At 56.4% G+C, this 16,727-nt stretch carries 14 protein-coding genes; 11 read left to right on the top strand and 3 right to left on the bottom strand.

All coding sequences use genetic code 11. The annotated features are described in order from the left end of the window. Positions 1-659: 659 nt before the first annotated feature. A complete protein-coding gene (locus ACR3E0_RS16800; RefSeq protein ID WP_480479990.1) occupies positions 660-1,574 on the bottom strand; it encodes a LysR substrate-binding domain-containing protein in 915 nt (304 codons plus the stop codon). An 88-nt stretch (positions 1,575-1,662) separates the two neighbouring features. Here ACR3E0_RS16800 and ACR3E0_RS16795 point away from each other — a divergent pair, with 88 nt between their 5' ends. The 5 genes from ACR3E0_RS16795 (at position 1,663) to ACR3E0_RS16775 (ending at position 5,658) form a co-directional block, all read left to right on the top strand. Next, positions 1,663-2,517 (top strand): CoA transferase subunit A, encoded by an 855-nt coding sequence (locus tag ACR3E0_RS16795; protein WP_480479989.1) that lies wholly within the window; start codon positions 1,663-1,665, stop codon positions 2,515-2,517. Continuing rightward, positions 2,514-3,293, top strand: a complete 780-nt coding sequence (locus ACR3E0_RS16790) for a CoA-transferase subunit beta (RefSeq protein ID WP_480479988.1) — start codon at positions 2,514-2,516, stop codon at positions 3,291-3,293. Before ACR3E0_RS16795 ends, ACR3E0_RS16790 begins: the two co-directional genes overlap by 4 nt. Next, on the top strand, positions 3,290-4,492 hold the full coding sequence (gene pcaF, locus ACR3E0_RS16785) for a 3-oxoadipyl-CoA thiolase (protein WP_480479987.1): 1,203 nt from the start codon (positions 3,290-3,292) through the stop codon (positions 4,490-4,492). The genes ACR3E0_RS16790 and pcaF overlap by 4 nt, the downstream gene beginning before the upstream one ends. A gap of 185 nt (positions 4,493-4,677) precedes the next feature. After that, positions 4,678-4,959: a hypothetical protein gene (locus ACR3E0_RS16780; protein WP_480479986.1), complete on the top strand. Its 282-nt coding sequence runs from the start codon at positions 4,678-4,680 to the stop codon at positions 4,957-4,959. Positions 4,960-5,310: 351 nt separating this feature from the next. Next, complete coding sequence (locus ACR3E0_RS16775) at positions 5,311-5,658, top strand: endonuclease/exonuclease/phosphatase family protein (RefSeq protein ID WP_480479985.1); 348 nt, start codon at positions 5,311-5,313, stop codon at positions 5,656-5,658. A 363-nt stretch (positions 5,659-6,021) separates the two neighbouring features. Here the strand turns inward: ACR3E0_RS16775 and ACR3E0_RS16770 are convergent, their stop codons facing one another. Further along, the gene (locus ACR3E0_RS16770) at positions 6,022-6,441 is read right to left on the bottom strand and encodes a tyrosine-type recombinase/integrase (RefSeq protein WP_480481073.1); all 420 of its coding nucleotides are present in this window, start codon (positions 6,439-6,441) and stop codon (positions 6,022-6,024) included. 646 nt (positions 6,442-7,087) lie between these two features. On the opposite strand from ACR3E0_RS16770, the gene ACR3E0_RS16765 reads away from it, so the two are divergent. Together ACR3E0_RS16765 and ACR3E0_RS16760 are read left to right on the top strand one after the other, a co-directional pair. After that, positions 7,088-8,755 carry an ABC transporter substrate-binding protein gene (locus tag ACR3E0_RS16765; RefSeq protein WP_480479984.1) on the top strand — a complete coding sequence of 556 codons (1,668 nt, stop codon included), beginning with the start codon at positions 7,088-7,090 and terminating at the stop codon, positions 8,753-8,755. A 9-nt stretch (positions 8,756-8,764) separates the two neighbouring features. Continuing rightward, entirely contained in the window at positions 8,765-9,766 is a 1,002-nt protein-coding gene (locus ACR3E0_RS16760; protein WP_480479983.1) for a sterol desaturase family protein, read from the top strand. Positions 9,767-9,840: 74 nt separating this feature from the next. Here ACR3E0_RS16760 and ACR3E0_RS16755 read toward each other — a convergent pair whose 3' ends face one another. Continuing rightward, complete coding sequence (locus ACR3E0_RS16755; protein WP_480479982.1) at positions 9,841-10,770, bottom strand: LysR substrate-binding domain-containing protein; 930 nt, start codon at positions 10,768-10,770, stop codon at positions 9,841-9,843. Between the two features lie 233 nt (positions 10,771-11,003). Here ACR3E0_RS16755 and ACR3E0_RS16750 point away from each other — a divergent pair, with 233 nt between their 5' ends. The 4 genes from ACR3E0_RS16750 to ACR3E0_RS16735 are packed head-to-tail and all read left to right on the top strand — an operon-like array spanning position 11,004 to position 16,604. Then, a complete protein-coding gene (locus ACR3E0_RS16750) occupies positions 11,004-12,608 on the top strand; it encodes a fatty acid--CoA ligase (RefSeq protein ID WP_480479981.1) in 1,605 nt (534 codons plus the stop codon). After that, positions 12,605-13,291: a dimethylsulfonioproprionate lyase family protein gene (locus ACR3E0_RS16745; protein WP_480479980.1), complete on the top strand. Its 687-nt coding sequence runs from the start codon at positions 12,605-12,607 to the stop codon at positions 13,289-13,291. The genes ACR3E0_RS16750 and ACR3E0_RS16745 overlap by 4 nt, the downstream gene beginning before the upstream one ends. A gap of 11 nt (positions 13,292-13,302) precedes the next feature. Next, entirely contained in the window at positions 13,303-15,423 is a 2,121-nt protein-coding gene (locus ACR3E0_RS16740) for a 3-hydroxyacyl-CoA dehydrogenase NAD-binding domain-containing protein (protein ID WP_480479979.1), read from the top strand. Continuing rightward, the gene (locus ACR3E0_RS16735) at positions 15,420-16,604 is read left to right on the top strand and encodes an acetyl-CoA C-acyltransferase (RefSeq protein WP_480479978.1); all 1,185 of its coding nucleotides are present in this window, start codon (positions 15,420-15,422) and stop codon (positions 16,602-16,604) included. Before ACR3E0_RS16740 ends, ACR3E0_RS16735 begins: the two co-directional genes overlap by 4 nt. Positions 16,605-16,727 lie beyond the last annotated feature (123 nt).

The raw sequence follows: 16,727 nt of genomic DNA, 5'->3' as shown, positions 1-16,727 counted from the left end.
AGGGTTTGACAAGCTGGCCGCATTTCCGCCGCCACAAATCGTCCAACCCTGGATAGTCTGGTTGCCAAAACAGAGTGGGAACAGCCGCTCAGTTTCCGTCTTTGACGAGGCGGAGATTGTGTACATTGAGCGTGCCGCATAGCGGCACGTGATGCCTACCGGATTTATGTTGGATTCCCGTCTGCTCGCACATGGGGGAGATGCGTGACGGCGGCGGCCCTGCTCACAACCTACTTTAAGTGCGTTCATCGACCAATCTGGCATGGCACCGTATGCCGCCCGTTTATATACGATCCGTATGAAACTTGGCTGAGATTGAACGCGGGCGCGAACAGGACTATGTAAAAACTGCCCAAAAAGGTCTGACTCGGCACGTGTTCCGTCGCTAGTTTGATGTTTGACACGCCCGCGTTGGTTAGTGGCCACGAACAGTGGCACGGCGGCGCTGCATGCCACATCTGAGGCTGCCACGATGTTTTCCTGCCCGGTCACAAAAAGGTAATGGGCGGACTGAAACATGTTTTGGTCTAAACTGTTTGAGCTTGGATTTTAATCGTTCGGCCTTTTGGCCAAAATCGGAACAAGCACTTTGGCTCAGATTGTGCGTGGAAGCGGCTTAACCAACATCGGCAAGCGGTTGGTTCAAACCAAGCCCCACCTCAATCGGCACTAAATTTATCTGGCAGCGCATCACGGAGAAGCCCCAGTTGTGTCTTTTCTTTGTCGCCTGAGCGAATGGTTAGGCCAATCGAGCCAATCGTGTCCGCTGTATCGACCGGCAGAAAGGCTAACCTTCCGACCTGTACGGCTGGCAAGGCGGCGCTTCGTGAGATCGCCCAGATAGCATCGCTTGCTGTAAGCAAATGTTCGGCAACAGATGCGTCGGTCGTTTCGATGCGGTCATCGGGCATGCCAACTCCTCGCGCCATCAGAAACGTATCAACAGCCGGACGGACAACGGCATTAGCCGCCGGCAGGATCATTGGGTAATCACTGATCTTTGCCAGTTCGACTGGCCTGTGGCTCAGCGGATGTCCAACCCTGACCACAAACGCGAGCCGGTCAGCATAGAGTGGCTCGAACTCCAGGCCGTCAAGCGCCGCAACTGGTGCCATGCGACCGATCACCACGTCCAGATGTCCCGCCCGCAAGCGCGGCAAAAGTTGGTCACCCGCCCCTGTCTCGATGCGGATCAATAGACGCGGCGACAATCGGCGCAGATCAAGCACCAAGGCCGGAACCAGCGTTGAGGCGACAGTTGGCAAAGCTCCGATGGAAAGTTCAGGCGTGGTCTGTGCACCGCTTCCACTTACCAGTTCGAGGCCGGTGTTTAGCTGGATCATCGCAGCCTCGGCATAGCGCAACAGTAGTTCGGCCGGTGGCCTTGGCACTAGGCGCCGACCCGTCCGCTCAAACAAGCTCACGCCCAGCATCTGCTCAAGGTCGCTCAGCCGTCGGCTGGCAGCCGATTGCGTGATGCCCAGCGCCTGCGCCGCCGCCGCCAGGCTGCGCATATGATAGGCTTCGGTGAAGCAGCGCAGATGCCGGAGAGAGACGTTGCGATTAAGACTCATGATTTTTTCTCAACGCATAACCATAAGAAGTCAATAAAGGCGACAATATTCTCATGTTATAGCAGTTTTGTAATTGTTGGGGAGACCCATGGCCAAACATATTCCACTTGCCGATGCCGTGTGCAGACATTTGAGCGCTGGGTCAACTGTGGCGTTCGAGGGCTTTACGCATTTGATTCCGTACGCCGCCGCACACGAGGTGATCCGCCAGAATATCGGCGACCTGACGCTGGTTCGTATGACGCCTGATCTGATCTATGACCAACTGATAGGCATGGGTTTGGTCAAGAAACTGATCTTCTCTTATGCCGGAAATCCGGGCGTTGGCCTGCTGCAGCGGCTGCGCGACGCGGTAGAAAATGGCTGGCCAAAACCGTTAGAGATTGAGGAGCACTCCCACGCTGCCATGGCCAATGCCTACGAAGCGGGTGCCGCCGGTTTACCCTGCGCAGTGTTCCGGGGCTATCTGGGCGCAGAGCTAAAAGACGTGAACCCCAACATCCGGTCCGTTACATGCCCATTCACCGGTGAGGAACTGGCCACAGTCCGGTCCATTCGACCCGACGTCACTTTCATCCACGCCCAGAAAGCTGACAGGGAAGGCAATGTGCTTACCGAGGGTATCGTCGGTGTGCAGAAGGAAGCGGTTTTGGCGGCGAAGACAGCAATTGTCACCGTCGAGGAGACCGTCGATGATTTGAACACTCATCTCAACGCCTGCATCCTGCCGTACTGGACGATTGACGCTATCTGCACGGTGCCGGGCGGTGCGCACCCTTCCTATACACACGGTTATTACCAGCGTGATAACGCCTCCTATCTGGCCTGGGACAGAGTCGCTGCCGACCGTGATGCGTTCCGGGCGTGGATGAAAACCCATGTGCTCGACACAACTCCTCAGATATTTACCGAGCGCGTCGCCGAGATGAGGAGCGCAGAATGACCGAGTTTACATCGGACGAAATGATGACAATCACTGCGTCTCGACTGTTGCGAAACGACGATGTGTGCTTTGTGGGCATCGGCGCGCCATCTGCGGCCTGTAACTTAGCGCGCCTGACCCATTCACCAGGTATCACGCTGATTTATGAGAGCGGCACCATAGGAACCGCGCCGGACGTTCTGCCGCTTTCGATCGGCGACGGCGAATTGTGTGACACGGCGCTGACGACGGTGTCGGTTCCGGAGATGTTCCGCTATTGGTTGCAGGGCGGACGGATCACAATTGGTTTTCTGGGCGCGGCGCAGCTAGACCGGTTCGGCAACATCAACACGACCGTAATCGGCGAATACGACAAGCCCAAGGTGCGGCTGCCTGGCGGCGGCGGAGCGCCCGAGATTGCAGCTTTCTGCCGAGAGGTTTACATCACCATGAAGCAGTCCAAGCGCAGCTTCGTCGAGAAAATCGACTTCGTAACTTCTTTTGGCCATGGCGCGGGCGGTGATCACCGGCGGCGACTCGGTATGACCACAAAGGGGCCAATGCTTCTGGTCACTGATCTTGGTATTTGGAAACCGGACTGGGAGACCAGGGAATTCACGGTCACGTCCCTGCATCCCGGTGTCACCCGAGCGCGGATGCAGGAGACAGTGGGTTGGAACATTCGTTATGCCGACATGGTCCAGGAAACACCGGTGCCAACTCTTAAGGAGCTTGAAGTGCTGCGCGATCTCAAGGCTCGGACCGCTGCCGCACACCAGCAAAAGCAGACACTATGACCGATGCCTTTATCTGTGACTATGTACGTACGTCTATCGGCCGCTTCGGGGGCGCTTTATCGTCCGTGCGTGCCGATGATCTCGCAGCCATCCCGCTCAAAGCACTGAAGGACCGAAACCCCAATCTCGACCCTGCCGCAGTAGACGAGGTGATTTACGGCTGTGCCAATCAGGCGGGCGAGGACAATCGCAACATCGCTCGAATGGCGGTGCTGCTCGCGGGCCTGCCGGAAACGGTGCCGGCCACCACAGTCAATCGTCTATGCGGCTCGGGAATGGATGCGCTGATCATGGCCTCGCGCGCGATCAAAGCCGGCGAAGCTGACTTGGTGATCGCTGGCGGGGTCGAATCCATGTCGCGTGCGCCCTTCGTTATGCCCAAGGCCGAAATGGCCTTTTCGCGTTCCAATGCCGTATACGATACAACCATCGGCTGGCGTTTCGTCAATCAGTTGATGAAGAAACAGTACGGTATCGATTCTATGCCGGAAACCGGCGAAAATGTTGCCGAGGATTTCCAGATCAGCCGTGCCGATCAGGACGTGTTCGCGCTCAGAAGCCAAGAGCGCGCGGCGAAGGCCATTGCATCTGGTCGGCTGGCTAGGGAGATTACACCGGTCACTATCCCACAGCATGGAAAAGACCTGATTGTCGTCGACACCGACGAGCATCCACGTGCGACCACGTTCGAAAATCTATCCAGCCTGTCGACGCCGTTCCGCGACGTTGGTTCAGTGACCGCCGGTAATGCTTCGGGTGTGAATGATGGGGCGGCTGCCCTGATTGTCGCCTCTGAGGCTGCGGTCAAGCGAAAAGGTTTGAACCCAATTGCCCGCGTTTTGGGCGGCGCAACGGCTGGCGTACCGCCGCGTATAATGGGCATCGGCCCGGTGCCAGCAACGCGAAAGCTGTGCGCCAGGCTCGGCATCGCATTGACCGACTTTGACGTTATCGAACTCAATGAGGCATTCGCCAGCCAAGCGATCGCCGTACTGCGCCAGCTCGGCCTCGCTGAAGACGCCGAGCAGGTCAATCCCAACGGCGGTGCGATAGCGCTGGGCCATCCGCTTGGCATGTCGGGTGCCCGCATCGCCGGCACTGCGGCGCTGGAATTGGCTGAGCGCGGCGGCAAACTGGCACTTGCCACCATGTGTATCGGCGTCGGTCAAGGTATCGCAGTGGCTCTGGAGCGCGTTTGACGACACTTTCTGACTAGTTGTAAATTGATCGGTCGGAGAGTCGGAGAAAGCGGTATGGCGCCTAGCTGAGGGCGCAAAGCGCGTGCTTTCGGGGCAAACAGCATTGATTGGGGCATTGGAAACACCGTTTGCTCAAATCCCTACATTCCTAATATTGATGGAAACGCCGACTATGCCGACACTCATTGGCGGCGCAGTTGTTTTTACGGCTGTTCCCATCTCATTTTGGGAAAGGCCAAGCCGATGTGATGTGTAAAACCCACTATCAAAAGGCATTGTGTCGGGAAGAAGTCATTGAGATAATGATGTTTTGCGTTATGCTTCTTTTCTTTATTTCAGCAAAAAGCTTCTTCGAAGCGGGGGTTAGTATTGCAATCATGTGTTTGAACGGTTGGGGCGGCAAACTGCACGAAGAGCTTCTGCCTTACATTGCGACCACTGCTCCCGACATTCTGCGTATTCAGTAGGTCGTTTACAGCCCCTAGACTGACAAAGGCTGGCTGACTTATCGCAACGGCGATCATGTACTTCCACAAGGGGCGAACTTCTTTCGCAATATCTGTCACGCGTTACCAGAACACGCCGCGGTTTTTTGCCCGGCAGCGCAGGGCGTTTTGGGGGATCAGGAGCGATCCGTTCCATCACAATGGGGTCTCGCGACTTTTGTGCATCGATGTTTGCCCAGCATCGGGCAAGTGCAGGGGTTCGTTCACAAAGGCTTCTCGCCGATGGGATACGGCGATCACTCGAGGTCTCGCGGCGCTCATGGGGTTCGTGTCTTTGACTATACCGCGAACCGACCCGTGAGGGTGACGCACATGCATGGACTGCGCGACCTGAACGGCAAGATAGACACACCTGAGCGTAGGAGGCAGGCACAAAAGTTACTTGAACTCTCACGACGGGTGTCGGAACCGGATGATCTGACGGTAATCTGTGGCGACTTCAATGTTGAGCCGAACAGCCAAACGCCGTCGACCCTTTCTGAAGCAGGTATGTTCGAGCTGGGGACAGGGCGAGGCTTTAATAGCAACCGTAACTCGCACTACAAAAAAGGACGGTATGCCGACTACATGCTGATCAATCGGGAGGAGGCGGTGAAGGGTTTCGATATTGTGTATAACCTTGAGGTGCCTGATCACTGCCCTCTGATATTGGATTTATAACTGCGGTGGCGAACGTCGACCTTTCCGCACTCCGGACAAAGCCCGCTGACAGAGGCGATGCGCCAGAAAGATCCTATTCGCCAGCGACAAAACGTATGGGATATGGGCAGAAAAGTCGGACGATGGCAACAGAGTCCGTCGCCAGATAGAACCCGACCGAACGATGATAGGACGTGTAGTTGTGCGAATCGAACTCGGTCGCTTCGCAGTCGCATGCATGAAGATACCAATCATCACGAGAGCGACTGCAGCATTTTGGTTCTAGGTCGAGGGTCCGCAACGGGCCGACCATATCGAGCGGCCCGGTTCATAGAACTCGATAGACTCTGCAATAGCCAAGGCGTATTCTAACTCGACACCTAGTTAATTGACTGTATTGTCCATCTTGGTTTGCCCTAACAACAGCTGAACCGCTCTCAGGTTACCCGTCTTCTTGTAAATCTGGGTGACCTTAGTCAGTCGCATTGAATGTGTGCCGTATGCAGTTGCTTCCAAGCCAATGGAGCTCACCCAATCCCTGACAATCCGGGCATGCTGCCGTGTCGAGATGTGATGTCGCTCGTGAAACCGTCCGGGCCAGAGATACTCAGACCCGACCATCAGTGGATCTTCCATCCAGCGTTCGAGCAAAGTTCGCGTGTCTTCCATGATTGCGAAGCGAGCGGGTTTGTTGGTTTTGCTTTGTAGAATGGATGCCCGCTCCTTGATCTGCCCAGCCGCCATCACATCGGCAACTTTCGTCTTGACCGGATCGCAGCCGCGCAACTTGCTATCAATTGCCATGTTGAAGAGGGTCAGGTCGCGATGGTTTTCTGCCAACTCCAGCCCCACGGGGATCGCTCAGATGTGTTTCGGCTTGAGAGGGCGCTTCTGGCCAACAATGCCGCACTTGTTTCACGCGGGTCTGAATGCGCGGATGGCGGGTAAGTTGGGTATGTCCATGACGGATTCTCCGATCCGCCGCGCCCGCCTACACCGTCAACACAACATTGAGGCCGAAGAATACCATGGGCCTGAAAGGCTACGGTGAAAGCCCGCTGTGAACCCAAATCCACCAATGCTGCAATACGCTTGAATTAGTGTGAACGGCGCAAAACAGACATTCACAGGAAGGATGACACCTCCCAAAGTTTCTCGGTAGCAGTCGTACCGGTGCTTATATTCGCCAACATTGGAACGACGTCACTTGTGCAAAAGTTCAGCTCCAATCCGACACCGGTTACTGATTGTACATGATCCAAAAATCTTTTCAGTTCTTCGAGCGCGGGCCTGCCGATACATATTGCCATTACAAATAAGGCATAACTTGGCTTGGATTTTTGCTTCATCCCAGGCGTGCCAACGACAATGGGAAGTAAGTGTTCATGGTTCCAGAAGCCCTTCCGGCTCGGATCACGGCGTTTGCCTCCCGCCAACCCGGGAGAAAATCATGAAACTTTACAAGTCTGGCTGTGACATACTGCCCACAACCGTCGAAGACTCTGTTCAGAATGCGAAGCATCGAAATGACGAAGTCAGCCGACGCGAATTTCTGGCCTTGGCGACAACGTTCGGGGCCACTACCGCAACAGCCTACGCCATGCTGGGCATGGCCACTCCGGCGCTGGCCTCTGAAACACCCAAATCTGGGGGCACGATCCGGATCGGGATGGTTGTGCGGGCCGGAAAGGATCCCCGTTCCTATGACGACAGTCCGCAGGCCAACATCAGCCGCGGATGGCTGGAATACCTTGTGCGTTATACGCATGACTTCACCTTTGAACCGATGCTGCTGGAAAGCTGGGAAATCAGCGAGGATGCAAAAACCTACATTCTGAATGTGCGCCCCGGCGCGACCTGGCACAACGGCGATGCGCTAACGGCAGAGCATGTTGCCTACAATATCGCCCGCTGGTGCGAGAAGGATGTTGAGGGCAACTCGATGGCCGGTCGGTTTGGTACGCTGATTGACGCCGAGACGGGGAAGGCTGCGGACGGCACCATCGAGGTGGTTGATGAAATGACCGTGCGTCTGAACCTGCCCAATCCCGACATCACATTGATCGCCGGAATGGCGGATTACCCGGCGGCCGTCGTGCACCCCAGCGCAGGGAGCGCCGATCCGTTTCTCGCGCCGATGGGCACAGGGCCCTACACTCTGGAAAGCCATGAAGTCGGGGTTAAGGCTGTTCTGGTCCGCAAAGAAGGGCATACTTGGTGGAACGAAGGCAACGGAGCTTACCTGGATCGGATCGAATATATTGATGTCGGCACCGACCCGACAATCATCGTGGCGTCATATGAAGCTGAAGAGATCGACGCCAACTATGAAACCAATGGTGAATTCGTCGACGTGCTCACCGGGCTGGGTCTGGAGCAGAACGAGGCGGTGACAGCGGCAACCATCGTCCTGCGGGCCAACCAGTTCACCGAAGTGAATGGTCAAAAACCCTATGCCGATGCACGCGTGCGCCGTGCGTTGTCCATGGCCGTGGACAACAACCTCTTGCTTGAACTGGGCGTCAACGGTCTGGGCATTGTGGCGCAGAACCACCATGTCTGCCCGATCCATCCCGAGTATGCCGAAGTGGATCGGCTGCCCTATGATCCGGCGGGGGCCATGGCCCTCCTGAAAGAGGCCGGGATGGAAGACTATGAGCACGATCTGATCTCGATCGACGATGACTGGCGCAAGAACACCACCGATGCCATGGCGGCCCAGTTGCGCGATGCTGGCATCAAGGTCAAGCGCACCGTCATCCCCGGCGCATCCTTCTGGAATGATTGGGCAAAATTCCCGTTCAGCTCGACCAACTGGAACATGCGCCCGCTGGGTGTCCAAATCCTAGCGCTGACCTATCGGTCCGGCGAGGCATGGAATGAAACGGGTTTCAACAATGCCGAGTTCGATGGCCTTTTGTCAGATGCGCTGGCAACCCCCGACGCCGACAAACGCCGGGACATCATGGCCAGGCTTGAGTCCATCATGCTTGAAGAAGGTGTGGTGACACAGCCCTATTGGCGTTCCCTTTACAATCACAGCCGCCCACATGTGAAGGGGATGGGCATGCATCCTACTTTCGAAATCCACATGGATAAGATCTGGTTGGACGCATAGGAGGCGCACATGTCGGCCACTGAAAAGCACCTGAAAGCTGGCGCAAGCAAAGAATGGAACTGGCATCCAGACCTGCCTGTCGCCGTAACGCCGCTTTTCTCGTGGCCGCCAAGGCCCATGGCCACGCTCCGGTGGTTTGCGGCCAACTGGCTGCCGATCACCGAATACCTGATCTACGCCCTGATGGCCTGGGCCATCTGGGCATGGCTGGTGCCACCCTTGGAGCAGATGCAGCACTTGAGCTGGGGATGGGTATTGCAGCTTTGGGCGCGCAACCTGATCCTGATGACCATTTTTGCCCAAGGCCTGCATCTGTGGCTTTACGGATGGAAAAAGCAGGGCGACGACTACAAGTTCGACCGGCGCGGACCAGCCAAAAATGCGCGCATCTTCCTGTGGAACGATCAATATTGGGACAATGTCACCTACGCGCTCCTATCTGGCGTGACCGTCTGGACATTTTATGATGTTATCGTTTGGATGGCGTACGCCAATGGCTGGGCACCGATGATCACGGCCCGGAGCAATCCGATCTGGTTCTTTGCCCTGTTCCTGTTGTTGCCTATTGTACAGTCCTTTCATTTCTACTGGCTACACCGCGCGCTGCACATCCCATGGATCTACAAGCGTGTGCATTCTGTGCATCACCGTAGCGTTTCAGTTGCACCGTGGTCAGGCTTTTCGATGCATCCGATCGAACATGTCGGCTACATGAGTCTGCTGCTGATCTTCCTGGTGGTGCCTGCGCATCCGATCCACTTCCTCTTTATCGGATATTCGTTGGCACTTGCTTCAGCCACATCGCATGCCGGGTTTGAAAACCTGGTGCTGGGGGACAAGGCCCACCTGAAAATCGGGTCGTTCCACCACCAACTGCATCACCGGTATTTCGAATGCAATTATGGCGGCCCGGAAATGCCCTGGGACAACTGGTTCGGCAGCTTTCACGACGGCAGCCCAGAGGCAACGGAACGTGTGCGCGAAACCAAAAAACGCATGCACACGAAATGAGTGGCATGGTGACAATCCGGGACGGTCAGCGTTGATCTGGAACGCGCTGACCGGTGGTTCCTGAATGACGGCGCCTAAACGTCTGCCGGAATGCGCCTCATCGTCGGGTCAGCTTCGATTTCCTCTCCAAGCCACCTCGTGAACAGAGCCAGTTTCGGGTTCGTTGCACTGTTTTTTGGCGTTGCAAGGTACCATTGGCTCGGCTCTGGAACGGAGAGAGCGAACGGCCGCACCAAGCGGCCCCTCTCAAGGTCACGAGCGCAGAACGGCGCTCTTGCCATTCCAATCCCGTGGTTTTTCAGGACGGCCTCACGGACCAGCGGATAATTGTCAAAAACCGACCCGAATTTCATGTCGTCGCGGCTGAGGCCTGCCGCCTTCAGCCAGCAGGTCCAGTCATCAACATCCGACGGCGTGGTCGGGACACCCAGAAGCAAGAAGCTCTCCAATTCATCAAGTGGCATGCCCATGTCCGGAGCACTCAAAGCCTCCGGAGCACACACCGGGTAAATGTCGGTTTCAAACAACGGGCTGTAGCTGAATCTCTTGTCAAAAGGCGGAGCATTGAAGATGCCGGCGTCAAATCTGTGCGCGTCGTAGTTACCGTCTTCAAAGGTTGAGATTATGCGCACGCGGGTGTTCGGATTGTCCTGAAGGAAATCGGCAAGCCTGGGTTGCAGCCACATTGTATTGAAACTCGCATATGACTGAACGAGCAACACATCGGGCTCGTCCGGTGCCTGTATGCGCCGGGTGGCCTTGATTATCCCCTGAATGTGTTCACGAACCGGCGGATAATACTGTTCACCGGCTGGTGTCAGTTCGACGGACCGGCTTGTGCGTTCAAGCAGTTGAACCCCGATTGAATTCTCCAGTGCCTTGATCTGATGGCTGACGGCCGCGTGCGTCACGCAGATCTCGTCAGCTGCTTTGCGAAAGCTCTTGTGACGCGCCACGGCTTCAAAGGCGCGCAGAGAAACCAATGTTGGCATATGGGTCGTCACCGGCGGGCCTCCTTGATGAATGCAGCCCGCCATCCTTTAGCTTGCCTAACTGGCGGCAAAATTACGGCGGCGGGTGGTATTGAATATTTGCCCAACTTTACATGCGGTCAAACGGTATTTTCGCACTCAACGCACCGGTTAGAAATTCTTGATGAAAGCAAAAATCTTTCAATTCTTCGGCTCGTTGAGAGATGGCAGATTGGCAGGTGAAGAAAGCCAAGGATTCCTTCTGTATGTCCGCCACGTCACCTTCGCCGAATGCATATGGCTATCCGTTGCTGATCAAGCAGCTGCTGACGCGCTCCAGGCTGGTCTCCACCAAGCAAGAGATCGTCAGCGGCTCCAATATGCGGCTGACCTATGCTCAGCTCAACGACCGCATCGGCCAGCTTGCCAATGCCCTCAAGGCCAGCGGTATTGGCGAGGGCATGCGTGTTGGCGTCATGGACTGGGATACGCACCGCTATCTTGAATGTTTCTTTGCGGTTCCGATGATGGGGGCTGTGCTGCACACGATCAACGTGCGTTTGTCGCCTGCGCAGGTTCTTTACACAATCAACCATGGGCAACCGGATCTGATCATCGTGCACCGCGATTTCATGCCGCTCATTGAGGGTATCAAATCGGGCTTTGATCGGGACATCACCATCGTGCCGATTGGAGACGGAGAAGGATATGAAGAGTGGATAGGCAAAGCCCCAGGCAGCTTTGACTTCCCGGACTTCGATGAAAACCAAACGGCAACCTTGTTTTATACAACCGGGACCACCGGCAATCCCAAGGGGGTGAGCTATTCACATCGGCAGTTGGTCCTTCACACATTGGGCTTGATCGCAGGTTTCGGCGCATGGCCCGGGAATGCCGGATTTCATCGCGGCGACGTCTACATGCCGCTGACGCCCTTGTTTCACGTCCACGGCTGGGGATTTCCATATGCCGCAACGATGCTGGGGCTGCGTCAGGTCTATCCCGGTCGATATGACCCTGACACAATCTTGCGATTGATTGCAGACGAAAACGTCACCTTTTCACACTGCGTGCCCACGGTTCTGTCAATGGTGCTCGACCATCCGGGCTGCCCACAAATTGACCTGGACAGATGGAAAGTGATCATTGGCGGGGCCGCTTTGCCGCGAGGCCTGCAGGACCGCGCCGCGGCGGCAGGCATATCCTTGCATGCGGCCTATGGGATGTCCGAAACCTGTCCGTTTCTGACGGTGGCCGATTTGTCCAGCAATGACCCCGAGATGCAGGCGCAAACCGGCTTTCCCGGCCCTCTTGTCGACCTTCGTGTTGTGACACCGGATATGCAGGACGTCCCACATGACGGCGAAACAACCGGCGAAGTTGTTGCTCGGGCTCCCTGGTTGACACAAGGCTATCTGGATAATGCGCAAGCCTCGGATGAGCTTTGGGACGGTGGGTATCTGCATACCGGGGATGTTGGGTATATCCGCGAGAATGGATCGTTGCAGATTACTGACCGCCTCAAGGATGTGATTAAGACCGGCGGCGAATGGATATCCTCACTGGCCCTGGAAAACATAGCATCGTTTTGCAGCGGCGTTGAGGACGTCGCAGCAATCGGGCTGCCGCACGCGAAATGGGGCGAAAGGCCAGTGTTGGTCGCTCAAGCCGCAAAGGATGCCGACCCGGATATTGTGCGCTTGAGAGTCATGGAAGAAATTCAGTCGCGGGTTGACGCAGGCGAGATCTCAAAATGGGCAGTTCCAGACGAGATAATCTTTGTCTCCCGCCTACCTAAAACCAGCGTCGGCAAGCTCGACAAGAAACTCGTGCGGAAAGATATTTCAACGCGCTCGGACTTTAAATCATGACAGACAAACAACGCCGTATTCAGGCGCTTATTCAATCCATTGTCACCTATCTGCAGGCTCACAGAGCTGCCACGCGCGGCGTTGATCTGACGTTGGACAAGCTGGCAGCCATGGACCTGAAGGGTGAGAGGCTCATTGATTTACCTCCCAAAGGAACCCGGCACGATGAGGTTCTGAAGAACGCCATCGCCGGGATTGTCGCCCCCGAATTGCAAGAAATCGCACGTTGTCTGAAAGCGGCCAAGGATGATCTGATCTGGCGCGAAGACAACGCCCAATTCTATCCCCCCGGTGCCGAATTGGGCGAGGGATACACAAGGTGCAACCTACATACTCTGCTGATTGGGCCAGACGCATGTGGACATCACCATCCCGATTTCAACCTTGGCATTTTCATGCTGGGCCCAAGGACGCTGTATCGCGACCACAACCACGACGCGCCAGAGCTGTACCTGAACCTGTCCGAGAAATCTGGTTGGCGGTTTGGCACCCGTGACTGGCAGGATTATCCGGCTGGATCACTTATCTGGAACGCGGCGGGCGATCCCCACGCCACCCGGGTCTATGACCAGCCATTCATCTCCGTCTTTGTCTGGCTCGAGAACGTGAATTCACCCTGCAACGTAATCCACTTCGACGATTGGGCAGAGATCGAACAAGATCTTGCCAAACAGTCCAATTGAGGTTTCCAAACATGATTTCCATTAAACACACCGAGGGTGTCGCTTTCATTGAGCTGAATGCCCCGCCAGTGAACGCTCTTGGTCTCAAGATGCGACAGGCGCTTTCCTCGGCCCTCCACGAGTTGGACGCCGATGAACAGGTCAAAGCTATCGTTCTATGCTCGGCTCTGCCGCTCTTTTGCGGCGGCGCTGACATCGTCGAGTTCCGTACCGGGGCAGTTTGGGACAAGCCGGACCTGCCGGACCTGTGTGTAACGATTGAAAGCAGCAGGAAGTCCATTATCGCCGCGATAGCAGGCCCTGCCATGGGGGGTGCGCTGGAGATTGCGCTTGCCTGCGATTACCGTGTCGCCACGCCGGATGCATTGATGGGGCTGCCCGAGATCAAGCTGGGGCTGCTGCCAGGTGCCGGAGGCACCCAGCGACTACCCCGGATTGCCGGGCTGGAAGCGGCAACGCAGATGATCCTGTCGGGTGATCCTGTGAAGGGCGAATATGCCCTGTCTTGCGGGCTGGTCGACGCGCTGTTTGAGAACGACCAGGATTTTCGCGCGCATGTTTTGGGTTTCGCCACCCGTGTCAGCCATGAGGGCGATCCGAAACGCAGTTGCGTGGATATGACCGTCACACACCCTGATCCGAAGGGATATCTGACGGATTTCCGAGACCAGATAGCGCGCACGTCCAAAAACCGTGTCGCCCCTGAACGCTGCTTGGTATCCATCGAGGCCGTGTGCGAATTGCCGCTGGCCGAGGGGTTGGCACAAGAGAAGGCAGGTTTCGCTGAACTGCTCGACACACCTCAATCGCGCGCGGGGCGGCATCTGTTCTTCGCAGAGCGTGAATGCACCAAGGTTCCCGGCGTTACCCGTGCCGGCCAACCACGTAGCATTTCATCGGTCGCCGTGATCGGTGCCGGAACAATGGGGCGCGGCATTGCCATCGCCTTTCTGCAGGCGGGATACCCGGTCACGCTTCTGGAAACCACACAAACTGCGCTGGAACAGGGGCTGGAAAAGGTCCGGGAGCATTTCCAGCGTGCGGCTCAAAAAGGGCGGCTCAGTGCCGATCGGGCAGAGGCAATCGCCGCCAACGCCACCGGGACGCTCAGCTATGCAGACCTTGCGAAGGCTGACCTGATCATTGAAGCGGCGTTTGAAAGCATGAATGTCAAACGCCAGATTTTTGAAGCCCTGGACCGACACGCAAAACGTGGCGCGATACTGGCCTCGAACACATCGACATTGGATCTTGATGAAATCGCCGCAGTCACATCACGCCCGGAGGATGTGATTGGTCTCCATTTTTTCAGCCCGGCGAATGTCATGCGTTTGCTGGAGGTGGTGCGCGGCGCCAAGACCGCTGTGGACGTCATTGCTACGGCAATCACGGTCGCAAAGAAGATCCGAAAGCTCCCAGTCACGGTTGGCGTGTGCTACGGCTTTGTTGGAAACCGGATGCTGGAGCCATACTTCCGCGAAGGGTCGCGTCTGCTTCTTGAGGGGGCGACGCCGAAACAGGTGGATAACGTCCTTGAGAACTTCGGCATGGCCATGGGCATTCACGCGATGGCGGATCTGGCCGGGGTCGATGTGGGCGCCCGCGTGCGTCAGGAACTGCGAAGTGAAATCGCACATGACCCGACATACCAGGCTGTGCAGGACAGGTTGTTTGAACTGGGCCGACTGGGTCAGAAAACCGGGCGTGGAAGCTATGTCTACGAGGGGCGGACACGGGTCGAAGACCCTGAGATTGTTCAAATCAGTGCCCAATTGGCGGACTTGCATGGCGTGAAACGCAGGGACATCGACGATCAGGAAATCCTTGAACGGTGTCTGTTTCCCCTGATCAACGAGGGCTTTGTCATCCTTGAAGAGGGCGTTGCAACGCGCCCGGGTGATTGCGACCTGATCTGGGTCAATGGCTATGGCTTCCCAAACTGGCGCGGCGGCCCAATGCACTATGCTGACGAGATTGGATTAAGTCAGATTTTGGAACGCATGACCCACTATCGGCAGTCGCTTGGTGCCTATGGTGAGATGTGGTTCACGCCTGCGCCTTTGCTGGAACAACTTGCAACCTCGGGCGTGACACTTGACGCACATTTTGATGCCAAAAAGGAAAAATCATGAGAGAAGCCGTTATCGTCTCAACCGCACGAACCCCCATTGGGGTTGCCTTCAAAGGTGCGCTGAACAACATCAAATCCCCTACCATGATGGGGCACGCCATTCAGCACGCGGTTGAACGTGCAGGCGTGGACCCCGGTACGATCGAAGATGTCGTCATTGGATCGGTCCTTACGGCGGGGACAGCGGGCATGAATGTCGCCCGTTTGTCGGCGCTGGCGGCGGGCCTTCCCAATACGGTGGCAGGACAGACGATCGACAGGCAATGTTCCTCCGGATTGATGGCCATTGCGACGGCCGCAAAGCAGGTCATTGTGGATGGTCAGAATGTCTCCGTGGCTGGCGGGCAGGAAAATATTTCTACCCTGCAGAATGCCTATCTGAAATGGGCGGGCGATGAGAAAGATCCAAACGTTATCGACCAATCTGAACATGCCTATATGCCGATGCTGATGACGGCGGAAAATGTGGTGCGGACCTATGGGATCAGTCGTGACGCCCAGGATGAATACGCTGCACTTTCCCAAGGTCGGACCGCCCGGGCTCAGGCCGCTGGCGCGTTTGAAGATGAGATCGTCCCGATCACTGCGATTAAGCGGGTCAAGAACCGCGAAACCGGAGAGGAAACCCTGGACGAGGTGACCTTGTCAAAAGACGAGGGCAACCGGCCGGGTACGACGGCCGAAACACTCGGGGCATTGAACCCGGTTGTCGAAGGAGGACTGATCACTGCCGGAAACGCAAGCCAGCTTTCTGACGGGGCCTCGGCTTGTGTGCTCATGGAAGGCAAAATGGCTGAGCAACAGGGTCTCACACCGCTAGGTATCTATCGCGGCATGGCTGTTGCAGGAAACGCACCGGAAGAGATGGGGGTCGGCCCGATCTACGCCATTCCAAAGCTGCTGAAGAATGCAGGTCTTCGCATCGAAGACATCGGCCTTTGGGAGCTTAACGAAGCCTTTGCCTGCCAGGTTCTCTATTGCCGCGACCACCTTGGGATTGATCCCGAAATCTACAACGTGAACGGCGGTGCGATATCGATTGGCCACCCCTACGGCATGACAGGTGCGAGACAAGTCGGGCACGCTCTGCTTGAGGGGAGGCGTCGTGGCGTAAAATACGTGGTGACCTCCATGTGTGTTGGCGGAGGCATGGGGGCCGCAGCGTTGTTCGAAGTCGCCTGACCGCACTGAAATGAGTTCAAGCAGAGCGTTATCTGGTTGAGACATTGACATTCTGTCATCTGCGAAAGCCGCCATCTGCAAGCCTGCATTTCATGTCGACCGGAATTGGTGATACCTCCTGAG

The organism is Ruegeria sp. AJ12 (genome assembly GCF_056536245.1).
Note: the sequence above shows the minus strand (reverse complement) of the source record. Positions and strands in the feature narration are given on the sequence as shown.